The organism is Mitsuaria sp. GD03876 (genome assembly GCF_029840635.1).
Taxonomy (GTDB): Bacteria; Pseudomonadota; Gammaproteobacteria; order Burkholderiales; family Burkholderiaceae_C; genus Roseateles.
Window position 1 is genome coordinate 98,277 of sequence record NZ_JAOCCU010000005.1, and the last position, 15,556, is coordinate 113,832.

The window sequence follows — 15,556 nt, forward strand, 5'->3', positions numbered from 1 at the left end:
CCGTGCTACTCGGCGCCTTTGAACACCGCCTCGACGCGATGACCGTCGGGATCGACGACGAAGGCGGCGTAGTAGGTCGGCCCGTAATGCGGACGCAGGCCGGGGGCGCCGTTGTCCGTGCCGCCCGCGGCGATCGCCGCGGTGTGGAAGGCGTCCACCGCGGCCCGGCTCGGCGCCGAGAACGCGAGATGGAATCCCGGTCCCGGTGGCGCCGCATCCGGCCGCTGCTTGACGCAGAACACGTCCTCGCCGTCCTCGACGCCGTAGCCGATCGCGGTGTCGTCCTCATAGACCCGTCGCAACCCCAAGGCCGCGAGCGCGCCGTCGTACATGCGGACGCTGCGCGCCAGCGAAGCGACGCCGAAGGAGAGGTGGTGAAGCATGTCGAGCGCCTGGGCGGTTGTGCGGAAGGCGCTACGGTAACGGCTCGGCGACGTTTCTGACCCGCAAAGCAAAACGCCCGCGAGACTTGCGTCTTGCGGGCGTTTGCTTCTATTCGGTGGGGTGGCTGATGGGACTCGAACCCACGACGACCAGAATCACAATCTGGGACTCTACCAACTGAGCTACAGCCACCGGAGAAGCCTTAGATTATGGCTGAAGTTCTCCTCTGTGGGAAGCACTTTCTGCGATTCTTTTGAAAATCCTTCGAACCGCCCAAGTGCCGCCCCGTTGCCTTCAGCCAAGGCGCATCAATTCGCCGGCGCCGAAGCCGCCGTCGCCTTCAGCGCGGCCGGCTTGATCGTGGCCTTGTACTCGGCCTTCAGCGCGTTGTAGTAGCCCTGCATCTCGACCGCGCTCCAGGCGCGCGCGTACTGCTCCGCCGCCCGCTTCGCATCGATCAGCGCCGGATCGCGCGCCAGCACCTTCTCGATCTTCACGACCAGGAAGTTGCCGTCGCCGCCGTCCACGCCGACATAGGCCGGCAGCTTCGACGCATCGGCGCGCATGACCGCGTCCAGCACCTTCTGCGGCATCACGCCGGGCTTGGCGCGCGAGACCGTCACCGGCTCGCTCAGGCCCTTCGCGTCGCCACCCTTCTGCAGCTCGGCCAGGCGCGCCTCGCCCGCCTTCCTGGCGGCCTGGGCGGCGTGCTCCTGCACCCACGCGGCGGTCACGGCCGGCTTGACCTCGGCCAGCGCCGGCACGCGCGCCGGCTTGTACTCGACGACGCGCGCCGACACCAGCTGGTTGCCGCCCGCCTCGATCGCGGCGGTGTTGCGCTTGTTCTTCAGCGTGTCGGCTTCGAAGACCGCCTCCAGCAGCTTGGCCGAGGCCAGCGGGCCGGTCGCGTCCGGCGCCGGCTTGCGACGCACCGTCGCCTTCTGGATCGTCAGCTTGAACTTGTCGGCCGCGGGCTTGAGCGAGTCGCTCTGCTCATACACGGTGTTGCCGAAGTCCTCGGCCATCTCCGTGTAGCGCTTCTGCGCCAGCTGGCGGCGCAGCTCGGCTTCGATCTCGGCCTTCACCGTCTCGAACGGACGCGCCTGACCGCCCCGCAGGTCGGTCAGCATGATGATGTGGTAACCGAAGTCGGACTGGACGACGTTGCTGATCTCGCCCTTCTTCAGCGCGTACACGGCGTCCTCGAACGGCTTGACCATCGCGCCCTTGCCGAAGAAGTCCAGGTCGCCGCCGCGCTCGGCCGAGCCCGGGTCTTCCGAATTCTTCTTGGCCAGCTCGGCGAAGCCCGCCGGGTTCTTGCGCGCCTCGGCCAGCAGCGACTCGGCCTTGGCCTTCGCCTTGGCCTTGTCGGCGGCGGACATGTCCGCGCCGGCCTTGATCAGGATGTGGCTCGCGCGACGTTCCTCGTCGCTGGTGTAGCGCGTCTTGTTGTTGTCGTAGAACTTCTGCACCTCGTCCGCGCTGACCGTCACGCCGGCCTGCAGCGCCGCGGCGTCCAGCGCCACGTACTCGATGTCGGCGCTCTCGGCCAGCTGGAACTTGGCGGCGACCTTCGGGTCCTTGTAGTAGGCCTCGAGGTCCGCGTCCTTGGGCACCAGCGTCGCGGCGAACACCTGCGCGGCGAACGGCTGGAACTGCACCTCGCGCTGCTGCAGCAGCGCGTCGAAAGCGAGGCCGGCGCTGGCCTGCGTCGGCAGCGCGCTCTGCGCCAGCGGCGCCAGCACCGAGTTCATCTGCAGGTCCTGGCGCAGGCGTTGCAGCAGGCCGTCCACCGTCAGGCCCTGCTGGGCGGCGATCTGCTTGGCCGTCTCCGGATTGCGCAGCGGCGCCAGTTGCGGATCGGTGCGGATCAGGTCGAGCAGTTGCTCGTCGGTGATCGAGCGGTGCTCGTCGGCCACCACGGCGCCGAGCACGCGCTCGCGCAGCAGGTTCTCCAGCACGTCCTTGCGCACTTCCGGCGACTCGAACATCTTGGGGTCCATCGTCGGGGCCTGCTCACGCATGCGCTCGACCTGCTGGCGCTGGGCCTGGTCCCATTCGGCCTGCGTGATCTTGCGGCCATCAACGGTCGCCACCGTCGCGTTGCTGCCGTCCATGAAGCGGCTGTAGCCCTCCACGCCGAGCAGCACGAAGGACGGCAGGATCAGGATCAGCAGCAGGAACTGAAACAGCCGCGTGTGCTTGCGAACGAAATCAAACATCAACAACCTCGGGTCATTTCACATACGACAAAGGCGAACCGGGGTTCGCCTTTGGGCCGCGGCATTCTAGTCCACCGTTTCAGGGGACTCGCCTCGGGATTTGGTGGGCGCTGACGGTCTCGAACCGCCGACCTACTCCGTGTAAAGGAGCCGCTCTACCAACTGAGCTAAGCGCCCGAAAGCTTCGGGTGGAGTGGGAGCGAAGGCCGTCTCAGTTGACGGCGTCCTTCAGGGCCTTGCCCGGACGGAACTTCGGCACCTTCGCCGACTTGATCTTGATCGCCTCGTTCGTGCGCGGGTTGCGGCCGGTGCGCGCGGCGCGCTTCGTGACGCTGAAGGTGCCGAAGCCCACCAGCGACACCGTCCCGTTCTTCTTGAGCGTGGTCTTCACGCCGCCGATCACGGCTTCCAGCGCACGCCCCGCGGCGGCCTTGGAAATGTCCGCCTGCTTGGCGATGTGCTCGATCAATTCGGACTTGTTCACGAAGGTACCCCCTCATTGGTTTGCCAGGCCGCCGAACGGCGCGGGAAGCGGATTCTAGACGCATTGGCTTCGGGCCCCGACAAGGGGGAAGTCCCGATACAAGGGGGGTCTCAACGCACTTTCGCGCGGATCTCGGGGAGCGCCTTCTGCAGGTAATAGACCATCGACCAGATGGTCAGCACCGCGGCCAGGTAGATCAGCCAGGTGCCCCACAGCCGGGTGTTGATCAGGCCGAACAGCCGGCCGTCGTACAGCAGGAAGGGGATGGCCACCATCTGCACCGTCGTCTTGAGCTTGCCCAGCATGTGGACCGCCACCGAACGCGACGCGCCGATCTGCGCCATCCACTCGCGCAGCGCGGAGATCGCGATCTCCCGCCCGACGATCACCAGCGCCACCAGTGCGTCCACGCGCTGCTGCTCCAGCAGCACCAGCAGCGCCGCGCAGACCAGGAACTTGTCGGCCACCGGATCCAGGAAGGCGCCGAAGGACGAGGTCTGGTTGAGCTTGCGCGCCAGGTAACCGTCCGCCCAGTCGGTCAGCGCGACCGTGATGAACAGGACGGTGGCCAGCAGGTTTTGGTGGGCGGGCGCCATCTGCAGGTGGAACACCCCGACGATCAGCGGGATGGCCACGATGCGGGCCCAGGTCAGCAAGGTTGGCAGCGTCCAGAACATGGGCGGCATTGTGCCCCCTTCCGGGGGGCTCAATCGTCCAGCGTGCGCGGCTTGAAGCGCCGGTCGTCGTCGAAGAGGAACACCTCGACGAACTTCCACGGCTTGGGCAGCCGGCTCACGTCGCCGAAAGGCGCGGCACGGCGCACCGCCGCGATCGCCAGCTCGATCGTGTCCTCCGCCTGCGTCGGCTTGCGCAGCACGCGGATGTGCTTGATGGTGCCGTCCTGGTTGAGTTCGACCTCCAGCACCGGGATCGCCAGCAGCTCCGGCGGCGGCTCGCTCATGTAGGTGGTGTCCGGGTTCGCGGCGACCATGCGCTGCGCGGCCTGGCGGCGCAGGTCCTCGTGCGAGGCCACCGCGTGCGGCGCCGGCAGCGGCAGGCCGCGGCGCACCGCGGGCGACGTCGGCACCGGCGCGGCCGGCGAGGTCGGCGTCGCGGTGATCTCGCGCGTCGGCGCCGGGGCCGGCGGCGCCGGACGCTGCGTCGGCGTGCCGCAGGCCGCCAGCGACAACGCCAGCGCCAGCTTGGCGGTCCCGCGCAGCGCGCGTTTCAATGGGAGTCGGTCGATCGTGTTCATCACTTCTTTTCCAATCCGCGCGCCGCTCAATGCAGCGCGCGATAGATCTCCTCGGCGAGTTCGCGCGAGATGCCCTTGACGCTGCACAGTTCCTCGACGCTCGCGCCGGCGACGCCGCGCACGCCGCCGAAACGCTGCAGCAGCTGCGCGCGTTTCTTTGGCCCGACGCCAGGCACGTCCTCCAGCCGCGAGCCGCCGGTGCGGATCGACGCGCGCTTGGCGCGCATGCCGGTGATCGCGAAGCGGTGGGCCTCGTCCCGGATCTGGGCGACGAGCATCAGCGCCGCCGAATCGCGCCCCAGGTACACCTTCTCGCGCCCGTCGGCGAAGACCAGTTCCTCCAGGCCGACCTTGCGGCCCTCGCCCTTCTCGACGCCGACGATCAGGCCCAGGTCGACGCCGAGCTCCTCGAACACCTCGCGCGCCATCGACACCTGCCCCTTGCCGCCGTCCACCAGCACCAGGTCGGGCATGCGGCCGGTGCCATTCTGGGCGGCCTCGGCCATCTTGCTGTAACGGCGTGTCAGGACCTGGCGCATCGCGGCGTAGTCGTCGCCGCCGGTGATGCCCTCGATGTTGAAGCGCCGGTACTGGCTGCTCTGCATCTGGTGGCCCTCGAAGACGACGCAGGACGCCTGCGTCGCCTCGCCGGCGGTGTGGCTGATGTCGAAGCACTCGATGCGGAACTTGTCGAGCTCGGTGACGCTGAGGTCCAGCGCGTCGACCAGCGCGCGCGTGCGCGCCTGCTGCGAACCTTCCTCGGACAGCAGCCGCGCCAGCGCGATCTCCGCACCCTTGACGCACATCTCCTGCCAGATGCGGCGCTGCCCGCGCGGCTGGGCCTGCGTCGTGACGCGGTAGCCGGCCTGCGCGCTCAGGGCCTCGGCCAACGCCGGGTCGACCGCGTCCGACAGCACCAGCAGCGACGGCACCGCCATCTCCAGGTAGTGCTGCGCGATGAAGGCCTCCAGCACCTGGCGCTCGGGGCTCGGCGGCGCGGCCGCGGCGCCCTCGCCCGCCGCCGCGTCGTCCTCGTCCATCAGCTGGATCGCGGTCGCGTCGTCGACATGTTTCGGGAAGTAGGCGCGATCGCCCAGGTGCCGCCCGCCGCGCACCATCGCCAGGTTGACGCAGGCGCGCCCGCCCTGGAGCTTGACGGCCAGGATGTCGACGTCGCGGTCGCGGCCGGTCGCGCTGTTCTCGTCGACGGCCTGCTGCTGCAGCACCTTCGACAGCGCGGTGATCTGGTTGCGGATGCCGGCCGCCTGCTCGTACTCGAAGCGCTCGGCGTGCGCCATCATCTGCGCCTGCAGCGCGTCCATCACCTCTTGCGTCTCGCCCAGCAGGAAACGCTCCGCGTTGCTGACGTTGCGGCGGTAGTTGTCGTCCTGGCCCTCGGGCACGCAGGGACCGGTGCAGCGGTGGATCTGGTGCAGCAGGCAGGGCCGGCTGCGGTTGTTGAAGACGGTGTCCTCGCAGGTCCGCAGCTGGAAGACCTTCTGGATCAGCTGGATCGACTCCTTGACCGCCCAGGCGCTGGGGAACGGGCCGAAGTAGCGATGGCGCCGGTCGACCGCGCCGCGGTAGTAGCTGATGCGCGGCCAGGCATGCCCCGACAGCCGCAGGTAGGGATAGCTCTTGTCGTCGCGGAACAGGATGTTGAACCGCGGATTGAGCGCCTTGATCAGGTTGTTCTCGAGCAGCAGCGCCTCGGCCTCGGTGCGCACCACCGTCGTTTCCAGCCGCGCGATGCGCGCGACCATCATGCCGATGCGAGTGCCGCCGTGGTCCTTCTGGAAGTAGCTCGAGACGCGGCGCTTCAGGTTCTTCGCCTTGCCGACATAGAGCACCTGGTCCTGCGCGTCGAAGTAGCGGTACACGCCGGGCAGCGCCGGCAGCGCCAGGACCTCGGCCATCAGCCGCTCGCGGACCTCGCGCGCGGCGCGCTCCATGTCGGCGACGCGGCGCGACTCGGCGGCCTCGATCGCCTCGGACTGGGCGTTCCATGCGTCGGCGGGGGCCGGCGCGGGGGACTCGGGCGGCGGGGAGGAAGGATCCGGCACTTCGCTGGCGCCGGCGGGGGTCGTGCTCATGGGGCGCGATTGTGCCGCTTGATAATTCCGCGATGCCCGCTCCGCGCCCCGATTCCCCCCTCGACTTGCAGACTGCTGACAGCTCCCCGCCGACGTGGGACATCTGCTGCCGCGTCATCGACAACTATGGCGACCTCGGCGTCTGCCTGCGCCTGGCGCGCGACCTCGCGCGGCGCGGCACGCGGGCGCGGCTGTGGTGCGACGACCTGTCGCCGCTGGCCTGGATGCAGCCGGATCCCGTCGAGCGCCTCGAGATCCGCCCCTGGGAACAGGCCGAGGCGGCGGCGCCGGGCGACGTCGTCATCGAGACCTTCGGCTGCGAACCGCCCGCGGCGTTCGTGGCGGCGATGGCCGCGAAGGCGGTGCGCCCCGCCTGGATCAACCTCGAGTACCTCAGCGCGGAGGACTACGTCGAGCGCAGCCATGGGTTGAAGTCGCCGCAGTTCTCCGGGCCGGGCGCGGGACTCGACAAGTGGTTCTTCTATCCCGGGTTCAACGAGCGCACCGGCGGCCTGATCCGGGAGCCCGGGCTCATCGACGCCGTGACCGCGCATCACGGCGACGCCTGGCGCGCGGCGCGCGGCTGGGGCCGCCTGCCCGGCGAGCGGGTGCTGAGCCTGTTCGCGTATCCGCAGGCGCCGCTGGCGCCCTTGCTCGAGGCGCTCGGCCCCGGATGGCTGTTGCTGCTGTGCCCCGGCGCGCCGCAGGCCGCCGTGCCGCCGCTGCTGCGCGAGGGCCAGCGCGCCATCGCGCTGCCCGCGCTGACGCAGGACGACTACGACCGGTTGCTGTGGTCCTGCGACCTGAACCTGGTGCGCGGCGAGGACTCCTTCGTGCGCGCGCAGTGGGCCGGCCAGCCGATGCTGTGGCAGATCTACTTCCAGGACGACGGCGCGCACGGGCCGAAGCTGGAGGCCTTCCTGGACGCCGCGCTGGCGGGCGCCGAGGACCGCTGGGCCGCGAACTGGCGGGCCTTGTCGCGCGCGTGGAACGGCCTGGGGCCGTGGACGCCGGCCTGCGCCGAGGCGCTGCGCGAGCGGCCGGCCGCCGTGGCGCAGGCGCGCGCGTGGCGTGCCAAATTGGCCGCGCAAGTGGATTTGACCTCCCAGCTCCAGGCCTTTGCCGCCCGGGCGGGTGGCGCATGAGGGGCCTTTCGAGCTAGAATGCGCGGCTTTTCGCGTTCTGAACGCGCGGTTCCCCGAACCAGCGCCGAACGCCTCACACCGCCGGAACAGTTCGGATCTCCAAGCATCCATGTGACTGTGCCCGGACCCAATCTCCCGGAATCATCATGAAGATCGCTCAAGAAATTCGCGCCGGCAACGTGATCATGCACGGCAAGGACCCCATGGTCGTGCTGAAGACCGAGTACAGCCGCGGTGGCCGCAATGCCGCGACGGTGCGCATGAAGCTGAAGAGCCTGCTGAACAACTCCGGCACCGAAGTCGTCTTCAAGGCCGACGACAAGATGGACCAGATCGTCCTGGAGAAGAAGGAGTGCACCTACACGTACTTCGCTGATCCGATGTACGTGTTCATGGACACCGAGTACAACCAGTTCGAGGTGGAAGCCGAGAACATGGGCGACGCCATCAACTACCTGCAGGACAGCATGGAAGTCGAAGTGGTGTTCTACGACGGCAAGGCGATCTCGGTGGAACTGCCCACCAGCGTCGTGCGCGAAGTGACCTGGACCGAGCCGGCCGTCAAGGGCGACACCTCGGGCAAGGTCCTGAAGCCCGCCAAGATCGCCACCGGTTTCGAGATCCCCGTGCCCATCTTCGTGGCGCAAGGCGACAACATCGAAATCGACACGCGCACGCACGAGTACCGCAAGCGCGTCTGAGCCCCACCGGCCTCGGACCCCAATGAAAAAGCAGCCCTCGGGCTGCTTTTTTGTTGCACGCGCGCCAGGCGCGGCCGGGCGCGGGTCGATCAGGCGGCGGCGTGGCGCTTTGCCTTCTTCGACTTGCCGGCGCTGGCGACCTTCTTGGACGACGACTTGCCCGACGCGGCGTGCTGCGCCGGCTTCTTGGCGCCGGACTTCTTCGCCGTGTGCTTGCCGCCCTTCTTGGCGGTCTTGCCGGCGGCCTTGTGCTTGGCGCCGGACTTGGCGGGCTTGGCCGCCGGTGCGGCCATGTCGGCCTGGGCGGCCGGGACCGGCGCGGTGGCCGGCGGCATCGGCTGGCTCTGCGCCTGCGCCAGGGTGGCCAGCAGGGCGGTGCCCAAGGCGGCGATCAACGACTTCATGCGGATTCCTTCTTCAAGTCAACGAACGCCGGCCCTCGGAATCCGGGACCGGCGCGATGCGGGCGAGTCTAGCGCCGGGGCAGTCAAGACCGCGTCAAACGAACTCGCCCTGACGTAACCATTTCGTGGCGACCCACTTCTCGCCCTCCACCACCGGGGCGCCGCCGTGCAGGGTCAGCGTGCTCGGGTCGGGCCGGTCGTAGCTGAAGAACACCGCGTTGCCCTTCTGCGCCATCACGTCGAGCTTGATGTCCGGGAACACCGTCGCGCCGCCGCGCTCGGGCGTGTTCAGGTACATCACCAGCGTGGCCACGCGCTGGCCGCCGCGTTCCAGGATCGCCTTGGAACTGGCGTGGCGCGGGTCGAAGTAGTCGTAATGCGGCTGGTACTCGGCGCCGGCGCGGTAGCGCAGCACCTGCAGCCCTTCGCCGTTGCGCACCGGCCAGTTCACCAGCGACGCGATGCGGCGCTCCACGCGGGCGACGACCTCGTTCTCGCCACGTTCGAAGAACATGCCTTCGCTGGTGCGGGCCGAGTTGACCTCGCTGCCCTCGCGCTTGGCCGCGACCGTTTCCGACCGGGCCAGCCGGGCGCTGGCGGCGGCGACGATCGCGTCGCACTCGGCCTCCGACAGCAGGTTGCCGAACACGATCACCCGCGGCCGCTGCAGCGCCATCACGATCTGGACGCGATGGCCGTCGGCCATCAGCACGCTGCGCTGGTTGCCCAGTTCGGGCTCGGGCAGCGAGCCGGGCTCGATGACCGGCTCCGGCAGCTCGGGCAGCGCCAGCGGCGGCTCGAACGGCCGGTGCTCGGCCAGCGCCTGCTGGGCCATGTCGGCCTGCCAGCCGCTGGTCAGCATCGCCTGGTAGAGCGCTTCCCGGGAGATGCCGTTGCGCAGCTGCGCGGCCACCCAGTCGCGCAGTTCCGGCGTGAGGTATTGCGAGGTGCTCATGGACGCGACGGTATCAAACTGATCGGGGATTGCCTGTTTCGCGGTGTGCCGGCGCCCCGGCGCGGCGGCCGCTCATTCGGCGACGCGGCGCCGGAAGACGAGGCGGTCGGGCTCGCTGGCCTCGGGCGCGTAGGCGTAACCGTCGGCCGCGAAATCCAGCAGGCCGGCCGGCGTGCCGATGCGGTGCTGGATCGCGTACCTCGCCATCAGGCCGCGCGCCCGCTTGGCGAAGAAGCTGATGATCTTGTAGCGACCGCCCTTCCAGTCCTCGAACTGGCACTCGATCACGCGGGGCTTCAGCGCCTTGCGCGCGGCCGCCTTGAAGTACTCCTGCGAGGCCAGGTTCACGATCACCGGCGCCGGCAGCCGCGCGCTCTGCGCGTTGAGGTGCTCGGCGATCGTGTCGCCCCAGTAGGCGTACAGGTTGCCGCCCTGGTCGTTCTTCAGCGCGGTGCCCATCTCGAGCCGGTACGGCTGCAGCCGGTCCAGCGGACGCAGCACGCCGTACAGCCCCGACAGGATCGCCAGGTGGCGCTGCGCCCAGTGCAGGTCGTCGATCGACAGCGTCGAGGCCTGCAGCCCGTCGTACACGTCGCCGTTGAACGCGAGCACCGCGGGCTTGCTGTTCCGGTCGGTGAAGCGGGTCGACCACGCCTGGTAGCGCGCGACGTTCAGCGTCGACAGCGCCTCGGACAGGTCCATCAGCTCGCCGATGTCGGCGGGCGTCTTCGTCTTGAGGATCTCGATCAGCCCGGCCGCCTGCGGCACGAACTGCGGACGTCCCGCCAGCGCGGCCACGTCGGGCGGGGTCGGGGTGTCGTAGTCCAGGGACTTCGCGGGAGAAATCACATACAGCATGGGCGCGGATTGTCGCGCCTGCGGCGCGCAAGACCTGTCACTTGTGAACCGGATGCACGAAGGCCGCCCGGAGGCGGCCTTCGATGGGCGCGGCGCGAGCCGGCGGGCTCAGCGCGCCAGCAGCGTGTTGATCGCGGAGACGTCCTCGGGGCGCAGCTGGCCGGAGGCCTGGCGCAGCTTCAGGCTGTTCACGAGCACGTCGTAGCGGGCCTTGGCCAGGTCGCGTTGCGTCGTGTACAGCTGCGTCTGCGCGTTGAGCACGTCCAGGTTGACGCGCACGCCGACCTTGTAGCCCAGCTGCGTCGCCTCCAGGGCCAGCTTGGAGGACGCCTCGGCGGCCTCGTAGGCCTTCACCTGCGCCTGCAGCGACTGCACGCCGAAGAAGGCGCGCTTGGTGCCTTCCTCGACGCTGCGGCGGGCGAAGTCGAGGTCGTTGCGGGACTTCTCCTCCAGCGCCATCGTTTCCTTGATGCGGTTGGTGATCGCGCCGCCGCTGTAGACCGGCAGGTTCACCGACACGCCCAGCGTGCCCGTCTTGGCGGTGCCGCTGTAGCTGACGCCTTCGCCGGTCTGGCGCTGCACGCCCAGCGTCGCGTTCAGGTCGACGGTCGGGTAGCGGGCGCCCTGGGCGCGCTCGATCTCGATCTTGGCGATGTCCAGGCCCAGCTGCGCCTTGCGGATGGCCGGATGGCCGCCCTCGGCCTGCGTGACCCAGGGCTCGACCGTGGACGGCGCCACCGGCGGCAGCGCCACCGGCACCGCCAGCGGGCGCGGCTCGACGCCGGCGCGGCCGACCAGCTGGTCCAGCGTCACGCGCTTGACGCGCAGGTCGTTGTCGGCGGCGAGTTCCTGGGCGGTCGCCAGGTCGTAGCGCGCCTGCGCTTCGCGGGTGTCGGTGATGGTCGCGGTGCCGACCTCGAAATTGCGCTTGGCCGAGGCCAGTTGCTCGGCGATCGCCGCCTTGTTGGCGCTGGAGGTGGACAGCGTGTCCTTGGCCGCCAGCACGTCGAAGTAGGCCTGCGCCACGCGGACGATCAGGTCCTGCTCCGCCGTGGCCAGGTCGGACTGCGCGACGTCGACGCCCAGGCGCGCCTGCTCGATGCTGCCGGCGTTGGGGCGGTTGAAGATCGCGTACTTGGCGCTCAGGCCGGCATTGCTGGTCGTGCTGCCCTGCCAGCCCGGGTTCACCGGGCCCGCGGCGGTGCCGACGGTGGGCAGGTCGGTCTCGTTGCGCGTGGCGCCGATGCCCAGGCCCACCGACGGGCGCGCCAGCGCCTGCGCCTGGCCGTAGCGGTACTGCGCCGAGTCCGCCACCGCGCGCGCCGCCAGGTAGGTGGCGTCGTAGGCGCGGGCCGCGTCGTACAGCTCTTGCAGGCTCTGCGCCTGGACCGCCCCGGTCGCCAGCGCGAGCGCCGCGGCCAGAAGCGAGACCCGCGGCAGACGGGAGATCGGAGACGTACGGCGGTCAGCAGCCATGAGGCATCCTCGTGTCGATGTGATGTTCTTCGGATCGGTCCAACTGCGAACCGGCCGCGGACGCGCCGCGGCCGGGATTCAGTTTCCTGGCACCGGCGGGTCGGACTGCGCCGACCTCGGCTCCGGTGCCGCGGGCGAGGTTATAGATCACCTCTCCCGTCTGTCTCGAAAGAAATGCGACGACCTGCAGTCTTCGCACCCCCTGTCGGCAATACGGCGCGACGGAATGCTGGAACCGCCCGGCGCGCCGCATCCCTCAGAACGTGAAATGCGAGCCGGTGTCGAAGCCGTCCAGGCGCTGCACGACGGTCTCGAACAGGTTCTTCGTCGTGAACTCGCGCTCGCCGGTGCGGGTCACGATGCGGGCCGTCATCGCCGGCTCGTCGCCGACGATCACGCCCATGCGGCCGCCGATCTTGAGCTGCTCCAGCAGCGCCTGCGGCGCCTGCGGCACCGAGCCCGACAGCAGGATCACGTCGAACGGCGCCTCGCCGGGCAGGCCCTTCGTGCCGTCGCCCTCGACCACCGTCACGTTGAGCACGCCGTTGCGGCGCAGCGCGTCGCGGGCGGCGCCGGCCAGCGCCGCGTCCTTCTCCACGCTGAACACCTGCTGCGCCTTGTGGCCCAGCAGCGCGGCCATGTAGCCGCTGCCGGTGCCGATCTCCAGCACCTTCTCGTGGCGCTCGATCTGCAGTTCCTGCATCCAACGGGCCTCGACGCGCGGGGGCAGCATCTTCTGGCCGTTGGCCAGCGGCAGCTCGACGTCGGTGAACGCCACGTTGCGGTAGGCGGCCGGCACGAAGTCCTCGCGCTTGACGACGGCCAGCAGGGCCAGCACCGAGGGATCCAGCACATCCCACGGACGGATCTGCTGTTCGATCATGTTGAAGCGGGCTTGTTCGAAGTTCATGTTCAGGTCCTCTGGCGGCCCCATGGCACGCCGAATGCGGGCGGTATTCTAGGCGGGCAGCCGGGGCGCGGGCCGATCCCGGGGGCGGTTGAGAAGTCCCTCGAACATGAGTTCGAGCTGCAGCGTCAGCACCTGCTCGGGCGTGCACTTGTGGTCGTGGGTCACGCCGGCCGCGCCGATCGAGTGCTGATGCAGCACCAGGTGCAGCACCGGACCGATCAGCACCATGACCGCCGCGTCGGGGTCCACTGACCGGAACTCGCCCGAGGCGATGCCCCGGCGCACGACCTCGGCCAGCAGCTCGCAGCTGGGCTCGATGACCTCGTCGTTGTAGAAGGCGGCCAGCTCGGGGAAGTTGCGGGCCTCGCTCATCATGATCTTGTGGATGCCGCCGGCGGGGGTCAGGCCCATGCGTTCCCACCAGCTCCACAGCATCCAGGTCAGCAGTTCCGCCATCGAGCCCTGGTGCTTGCCGAGCTCCGACACCCCTTCGGCGATCTTGGTGCCGAGGGCCTCCCGCACCACCGCCTTGAAGAGTTCCTCCTTGGAGGGGTAATAGAGGTAGAGCGTGCCCTTGGACACGCCGGCCTTGACGGCGACCTCCTCCGACCGGGTGGCGGCGAAGCCCTTCTCCACGAACAGCGCGAGCGCGGCCTCGAGCAACTCCTGCGGCCGCGCCTCCTTGCGCCGCTGACGGGCGGAGGCAGGGGCCGGCGAGGCGGTGGTCTTGGCGGAAGCGCGAGGCATGAGGGATGGGGGACTACTAACTGACTAACCGGTCAGTAATGTATCCGTCGGCTTTTGCCCTGGTCAAGACGGAAGTCACGCGCGGACCGCGCCCTGTCCCTTACCGCACTGCAACAAACCCTGTTCGCGCCACGGCTATGATCCGCGCCGACCCGCCTCCACCCCTGAGCGAGGCGGCAAGTTGGAGTCGAAGTTTGGACACTGTGCTGCTGATCAAGGCCGCGATCATGGGGATCGTGGAGGGCCTGACCGAATTCTTGCCGATCTCGTCGACCGGCCACCTGATCCTGGCGGGTTCGCTGCTGGGCGGTTTCGAGGATGCGCGGGGCAAGGTGTTCGACATCGCCATCCAGACGGGTGCGATCCTGGCGGTGGTGATCGTGTACTGGCAGCGTCTGCGCGAGACGGCCGCGGGCCTGGGCAGCGACGTGCGCGCGCGGCGCTTCGTGCTGAACGTGGCGATCGGTTTCCTGCCGGCGGTGGTGCTGGGCCTGCTGTTCGGCAAGGTGATCAAGGAACATCTGTTCACCCCCGTCGTGGTGGCCAGCACCTTCATCGTGGGGGGCGTGATCATCCTGTGGGCGGAGCGCCGCCAGCAGTCCGCGGTGCGGATCCAAGACGTCGACCAGATGACGCCGCTGGACGCGCTCAAGGTCGGCCTGGTGCAGTGCCTGGCGATGGTGCCGGGCACCAGCCGCTCGGGCGCGACCATCATCGGCGGCATGCTGCTGGGCCTGTCGCGCAAGGCGGCGACCGATTTCAGCTTCTTCCTGGCCATCCCGACGCTGATCGGCGCCGGCCTGTACAGCCTGTACAAGGAGCGCTCGGTGCTGTCGACGGCGGACATCCCGCTGTTCGCGGTGGGGTTGTTCTTCTCCTTCGTCAGCGCCTGGATCTGCGTGCGCTGGCTGCTGCGCTACATCGCCAGCCACAGCTTCACGCCGTTCGCCTGGTACCGGATCGCCTTCGGCATCGTGGTGCTGGTCACCGCGTACACCGGCGCGATCGTCTGGGCGGACTGAGCCGTCCCCAACGCCCGCTGACGCCATCCCCCCTGCGCGGGGATGGCCGAACGCCTAAAATGCCGGCCCTATGACCATCACGATCAAGACCGGCGCCGACATCGACGCCATGCGCATCGCCGGGCGCCTGGCGTCCGAGGTGCTGGACATGCTGACGCCGCACGTCAAGCCGGGCGTCTCCACCGACCACCTCGACAAGCTGGCCCACGACTACATCGTGAACGTGCAGCAAGGCATTCCCGCCCCGCTGCACTACCAGCCGCCGGGCTACACGCCGTACCCGAAGTCGATCTGCACCTCGATCAACCACCAGGTCTGCCACGGCATCCCCAACGACCGCCCGCTGAAGAACGGCGACATCGTCAACATCGACGTGACGGTGATCAAGGACGGCTGGCATGGCGACACCAGCCGCATGTTCGTCGTCGGCGAGGGCTCGATCGCGGCCAAGCGGCTGTGCTCGTTCACCTACGAGGCGATGTGGAAAGGCATCCAGAAGGTCAAGCCGGGCGCGCGCCTGGGCGACATCGGCCATGCGATCCAGACCTTCGCCGAGAACGCCGGCTTCAGCATCGTGCGCGAGTTCTGCGGCCACGGCATCGGCCAGAAGTTCCACGAGGAGCCGCAGGTCCTGCACTACGGCCGCCCCGGCACGCTCGAGGAGCTGGTGCCCGGCATGGTCTTCACCATCGAGCCGATGATCAACGCCGGCCGGCGCGAGATCCGCGAGATGGGCGACGGCTGGACCATCGTCACCAAGGACCGGTCGCTGTCGGCGCAGTGGGAGCACACGGTGCTGGTCACCGACACCGGCTTCGAGATCCTGACGCAATCGGCCGGCACGCCGCCGCCGCCGGCCTTCGTGCAGCCGCAGGCCGTCCCGGCCTGACCGCCGCGGGC

The 15,556-nt window shown here is 69.1% G+C and carries 16 protein-coding genes and 2 tRNA genes; 4 read left to right on the forward strand and 14 right to left on the reverse strand.

The window, feature by feature from the left end:
• Positions 1-5 precede the first annotated feature (5 nt).
• From N5D62_RS04990 to uvrC, 8 genes are all read right to left on the reverse strand, one after another.
• On the reverse strand, positions 6-383 hold the full coding sequence (locus tag N5D62_RS04990) for a VOC family protein (RefSeq protein ID WP_279756525.1): 378 nt from the start codon (positions 381-383) through the stop codon (positions 6-8).
• Between the two features lie 117 nt (positions 384-500).
• Positions 501-576: transfer RNA gene (locus N5D62_RS04995), tRNA-His, on the reverse strand.
• Positions 577-692: 116 nt separating this feature from the next.
• Entirely contained in the window at positions 693-2,606 is a 1,914-nt protein-coding gene (locus N5D62_RS05000) for a peptidylprolyl isomerase (RefSeq protein ID WP_279756527.1), read from the reverse strand.
• Between the two features lie 101 nt (positions 2,607-2,707).
• Positions 2,708-2,783 (reverse strand) — tRNA-Val (locus tag N5D62_RS05005).
• 34 nt (positions 2,784-2,817) lie between these two features.
• Entirely contained in the window at positions 2,818-3,090 is a 273-nt protein-coding gene (locus N5D62_RS05010) for an HU family DNA-binding protein (RefSeq protein ID WP_067270581.1), read from the reverse strand.
• 110 nt (positions 3,091-3,200) lie between these two features.
• Complete coding sequence (pgsA, locus tag N5D62_RS05015; protein ID WP_279756528.1) at positions 3,201-3,767, reverse strand: CDP-diacylglycerol--glycerol-3-phosphate 3-phosphatidyltransferase; 567 nt, start codon at positions 3,765-3,767, stop codon at positions 3,201-3,203.
• Between the two features lie 29 nt (positions 3,768-3,796).
• A complete protein-coding gene (locus N5D62_RS05020; RefSeq protein WP_279756529.1) occupies positions 3,797-4,345 on the reverse strand; it encodes a hypothetical protein in 549 nt (182 codons plus the stop codon).
• Between the two features lie 26 nt (positions 4,346-4,371).
• Positions 4,372-6,297, reverse strand: coding sequence for an excinuclease ABC subunit UvrC (gene uvrC, locus N5D62_RS05025; RefSeq protein WP_279756618.1), 1,926 nt, complete (start codon positions 6,295-6,297; stop codon positions 4,372-4,374).
• A gap of 206 nt (positions 6,298-6,503) precedes the next feature.
• Here uvrC and earP point away from each other — a divergent pair, with 206 nt between their 5' ends.
• The gene (gene earP, locus N5D62_RS05030; protein WP_279756530.1) at positions 6,504-7,583 is read left to right on the forward strand and encodes an elongation factor P maturation arginine rhamnosyltransferase EarP; all 1,080 of its coding nucleotides are present in this window, start codon (positions 6,504-6,506) and stop codon (positions 7,581-7,583) included.
• A gap of 146 nt (positions 7,584-7,729) precedes the next feature.
• Positions 7,730-8,284, forward strand: a complete 555-nt coding sequence (gene efp / locus N5D62_RS05035) for an elongation factor P (protein WP_279756531.1) — start codon at positions 7,730-7,732, stop codon at positions 8,282-8,284.
• An 89-nt stretch (positions 8,285-8,373) separates the two neighbouring features.
• Here efp and N5D62_RS05040 read toward each other — a convergent pair whose 3' ends face one another.
• The 6 genes from N5D62_RS05040 to N5D62_RS05065 all read right to left on the reverse strand — a co-directional run bounded on the left by N5D62_RS05040 (position 8,374) and on the right by N5D62_RS05065 (position 13,634).
• Entirely contained in the window at positions 8,374-8,688 is a 315-nt protein-coding gene (locus tag N5D62_RS05040) for a hypothetical protein (RefSeq protein WP_279756532.1), read from the reverse strand.
• A gap of 94 nt (positions 8,689-8,782) precedes the next feature.
• On the reverse strand, positions 8,783-9,643 hold the full coding sequence (locus N5D62_RS05045; RefSeq protein ID WP_279756533.1) for a 2OG-Fe(II) oxygenase: 861 nt from the start codon (positions 9,641-9,643) through the stop codon (positions 8,783-8,785).
• A gap of 72 nt (positions 9,644-9,715) precedes the next feature.
• Positions 9,716-10,501 (reverse strand): peroxide stress protein YaaA, encoded by a 786-nt coding sequence (gene yaaA / locus N5D62_RS05050; protein ID WP_279756534.1) that lies wholly within the window; start codon positions 10,499-10,501, stop codon positions 9,716-9,718.
• Between the two features lie 108 nt (positions 10,502-10,609).
• Positions 10,610-11,977, reverse strand: a complete 1,368-nt coding sequence (locus tag N5D62_RS05055) for a TolC family outer membrane protein (protein WP_279756535.1) — start codon at positions 11,975-11,977, stop codon at positions 10,610-10,612.
• 256 nt (positions 11,978-12,233) lie between these two features.
• Positions 12,234-12,887, reverse strand: a complete 654-nt coding sequence (locus N5D62_RS05060; RefSeq protein ID WP_279756536.1) for a protein-L-isoaspartate O-methyltransferase — start codon at positions 12,885-12,887, stop codon at positions 12,234-12,236.
• 48 nt (positions 12,888-12,935) lie between these two features.
• A complete protein-coding gene (locus tag N5D62_RS05065) occupies positions 12,936-13,634 on the reverse strand; it encodes a TetR/AcrR family transcriptional regulator (protein WP_279756537.1) in 699 nt (232 codons plus the stop codon).
• Positions 13,635-13,828: 194 nt separating this feature from the next.
• On the opposite strand from N5D62_RS05065, the gene N5D62_RS05070 reads away from it, so the two are divergent.
• Positions 13,829-14,656, forward strand: coding sequence for an undecaprenyl-diphosphate phosphatase (locus N5D62_RS05070; RefSeq protein WP_279756538.1), 828 nt, complete (start codon positions 13,829-13,831; stop codon positions 14,654-14,656).
• Between the two features lie 70 nt (positions 14,657-14,726).
• Positions 14,727-15,545 (forward strand): type I methionyl aminopeptidase, encoded by an 819-nt coding sequence (map, locus tag N5D62_RS05075; protein WP_279756539.1) that lies wholly within the window; start codon positions 14,727-14,729, stop codon positions 15,543-15,545.
• Positions 15,546-15,556: the final 11 nt, after the last annotated feature.

Excerpts from the sequence above, each read along its gene's own strand:
- N5D62_RS04990 (WP_279756525.1), bottom strand. The coding sequence starts at position 383 with ATGCTTCACCACCTCTCCTTCGGCGTCGCTTCGCTGGCGCGCAGCGTC.
- N5D62_RS05000 (WP_279756527.1), bottom strand. The coding sequence starts at position 2,606 with ATGTTTGATTTCGTTCGCAAGCACACGCGGCTGTTTCAGTTCCTGCTG.
- pgsA (WP_279756528.1), bottom strand. The coding sequence starts at position 3,767 with ATGTTCTGGACGCTGCCAACCTTGCTGACCTGGGCCCGCATCGTGGCC.
- N5D62_RS05020 (WP_279756529.1), bottom strand. The coding sequence starts at position 4,345 with ATGAACACGATCGACCGACTCCCATTGAAACGCGCGCTGCGCGGGACC.
- uvrC (WP_279756618.1), bottom strand. The coding sequence starts at position 6,297 with ATGGAGCGCGCCGCGCGCGAGGTCCGCGAGCGGCTGATGGCCGAGGTC.
- efp (WP_279756531.1), top strand. The coding sequence starts at position 7,730 with ATGAAGATCGCTCAAGAAATTCGCGCCGGCAACGTGATCATGCACGGC.
- N5D62_RS05040 (WP_279756532.1), bottom strand. The coding sequence starts at position 8,688 with ATGAAGTCGTTGATCGCCGCCTTGGGCACCGCCCTGCTGGCCACCCTG.
- N5D62_RS05045 (WP_279756533.1), bottom strand. The coding sequence starts at position 9,643 with ATGAGCACCTCGCAATACCTCACGCCGGAACTGCGCGACTGGGTGGCC.
- yaaA (WP_279756534.1), bottom strand. The coding sequence starts at position 10,501 with ATGCTGTATGTGATTTCTCCCGCGAAGTCCCTGGACTACGACACCCCG.
- N5D62_RS05055 (WP_279756535.1), bottom strand. The coding sequence starts at position 11,977 with ATGGCTGCTGACCGCCGTACGTCTCCGATCTCCCGTCTGCCGCGGGTC.
- N5D62_RS05060 (WP_279756536.1), bottom strand. The coding sequence starts at position 12,887 with ATGAACTTCGAACAAGCCCGCTTCAACATGATCGAACAGCAGATCCGT.
- N5D62_RS05065 (WP_279756537.1), bottom strand. The coding sequence starts at position 13,634 with ATGCCTCGCGCTTCCGCCAAGACCACCGCCTCGCCGGCCCCTGCCTCC.
- map (WP_279756539.1), top strand. The coding sequence starts at position 14,727 with ATGACCATCACGATCAAGACCGGCGCCGACATCGACGCCATGCGCATC.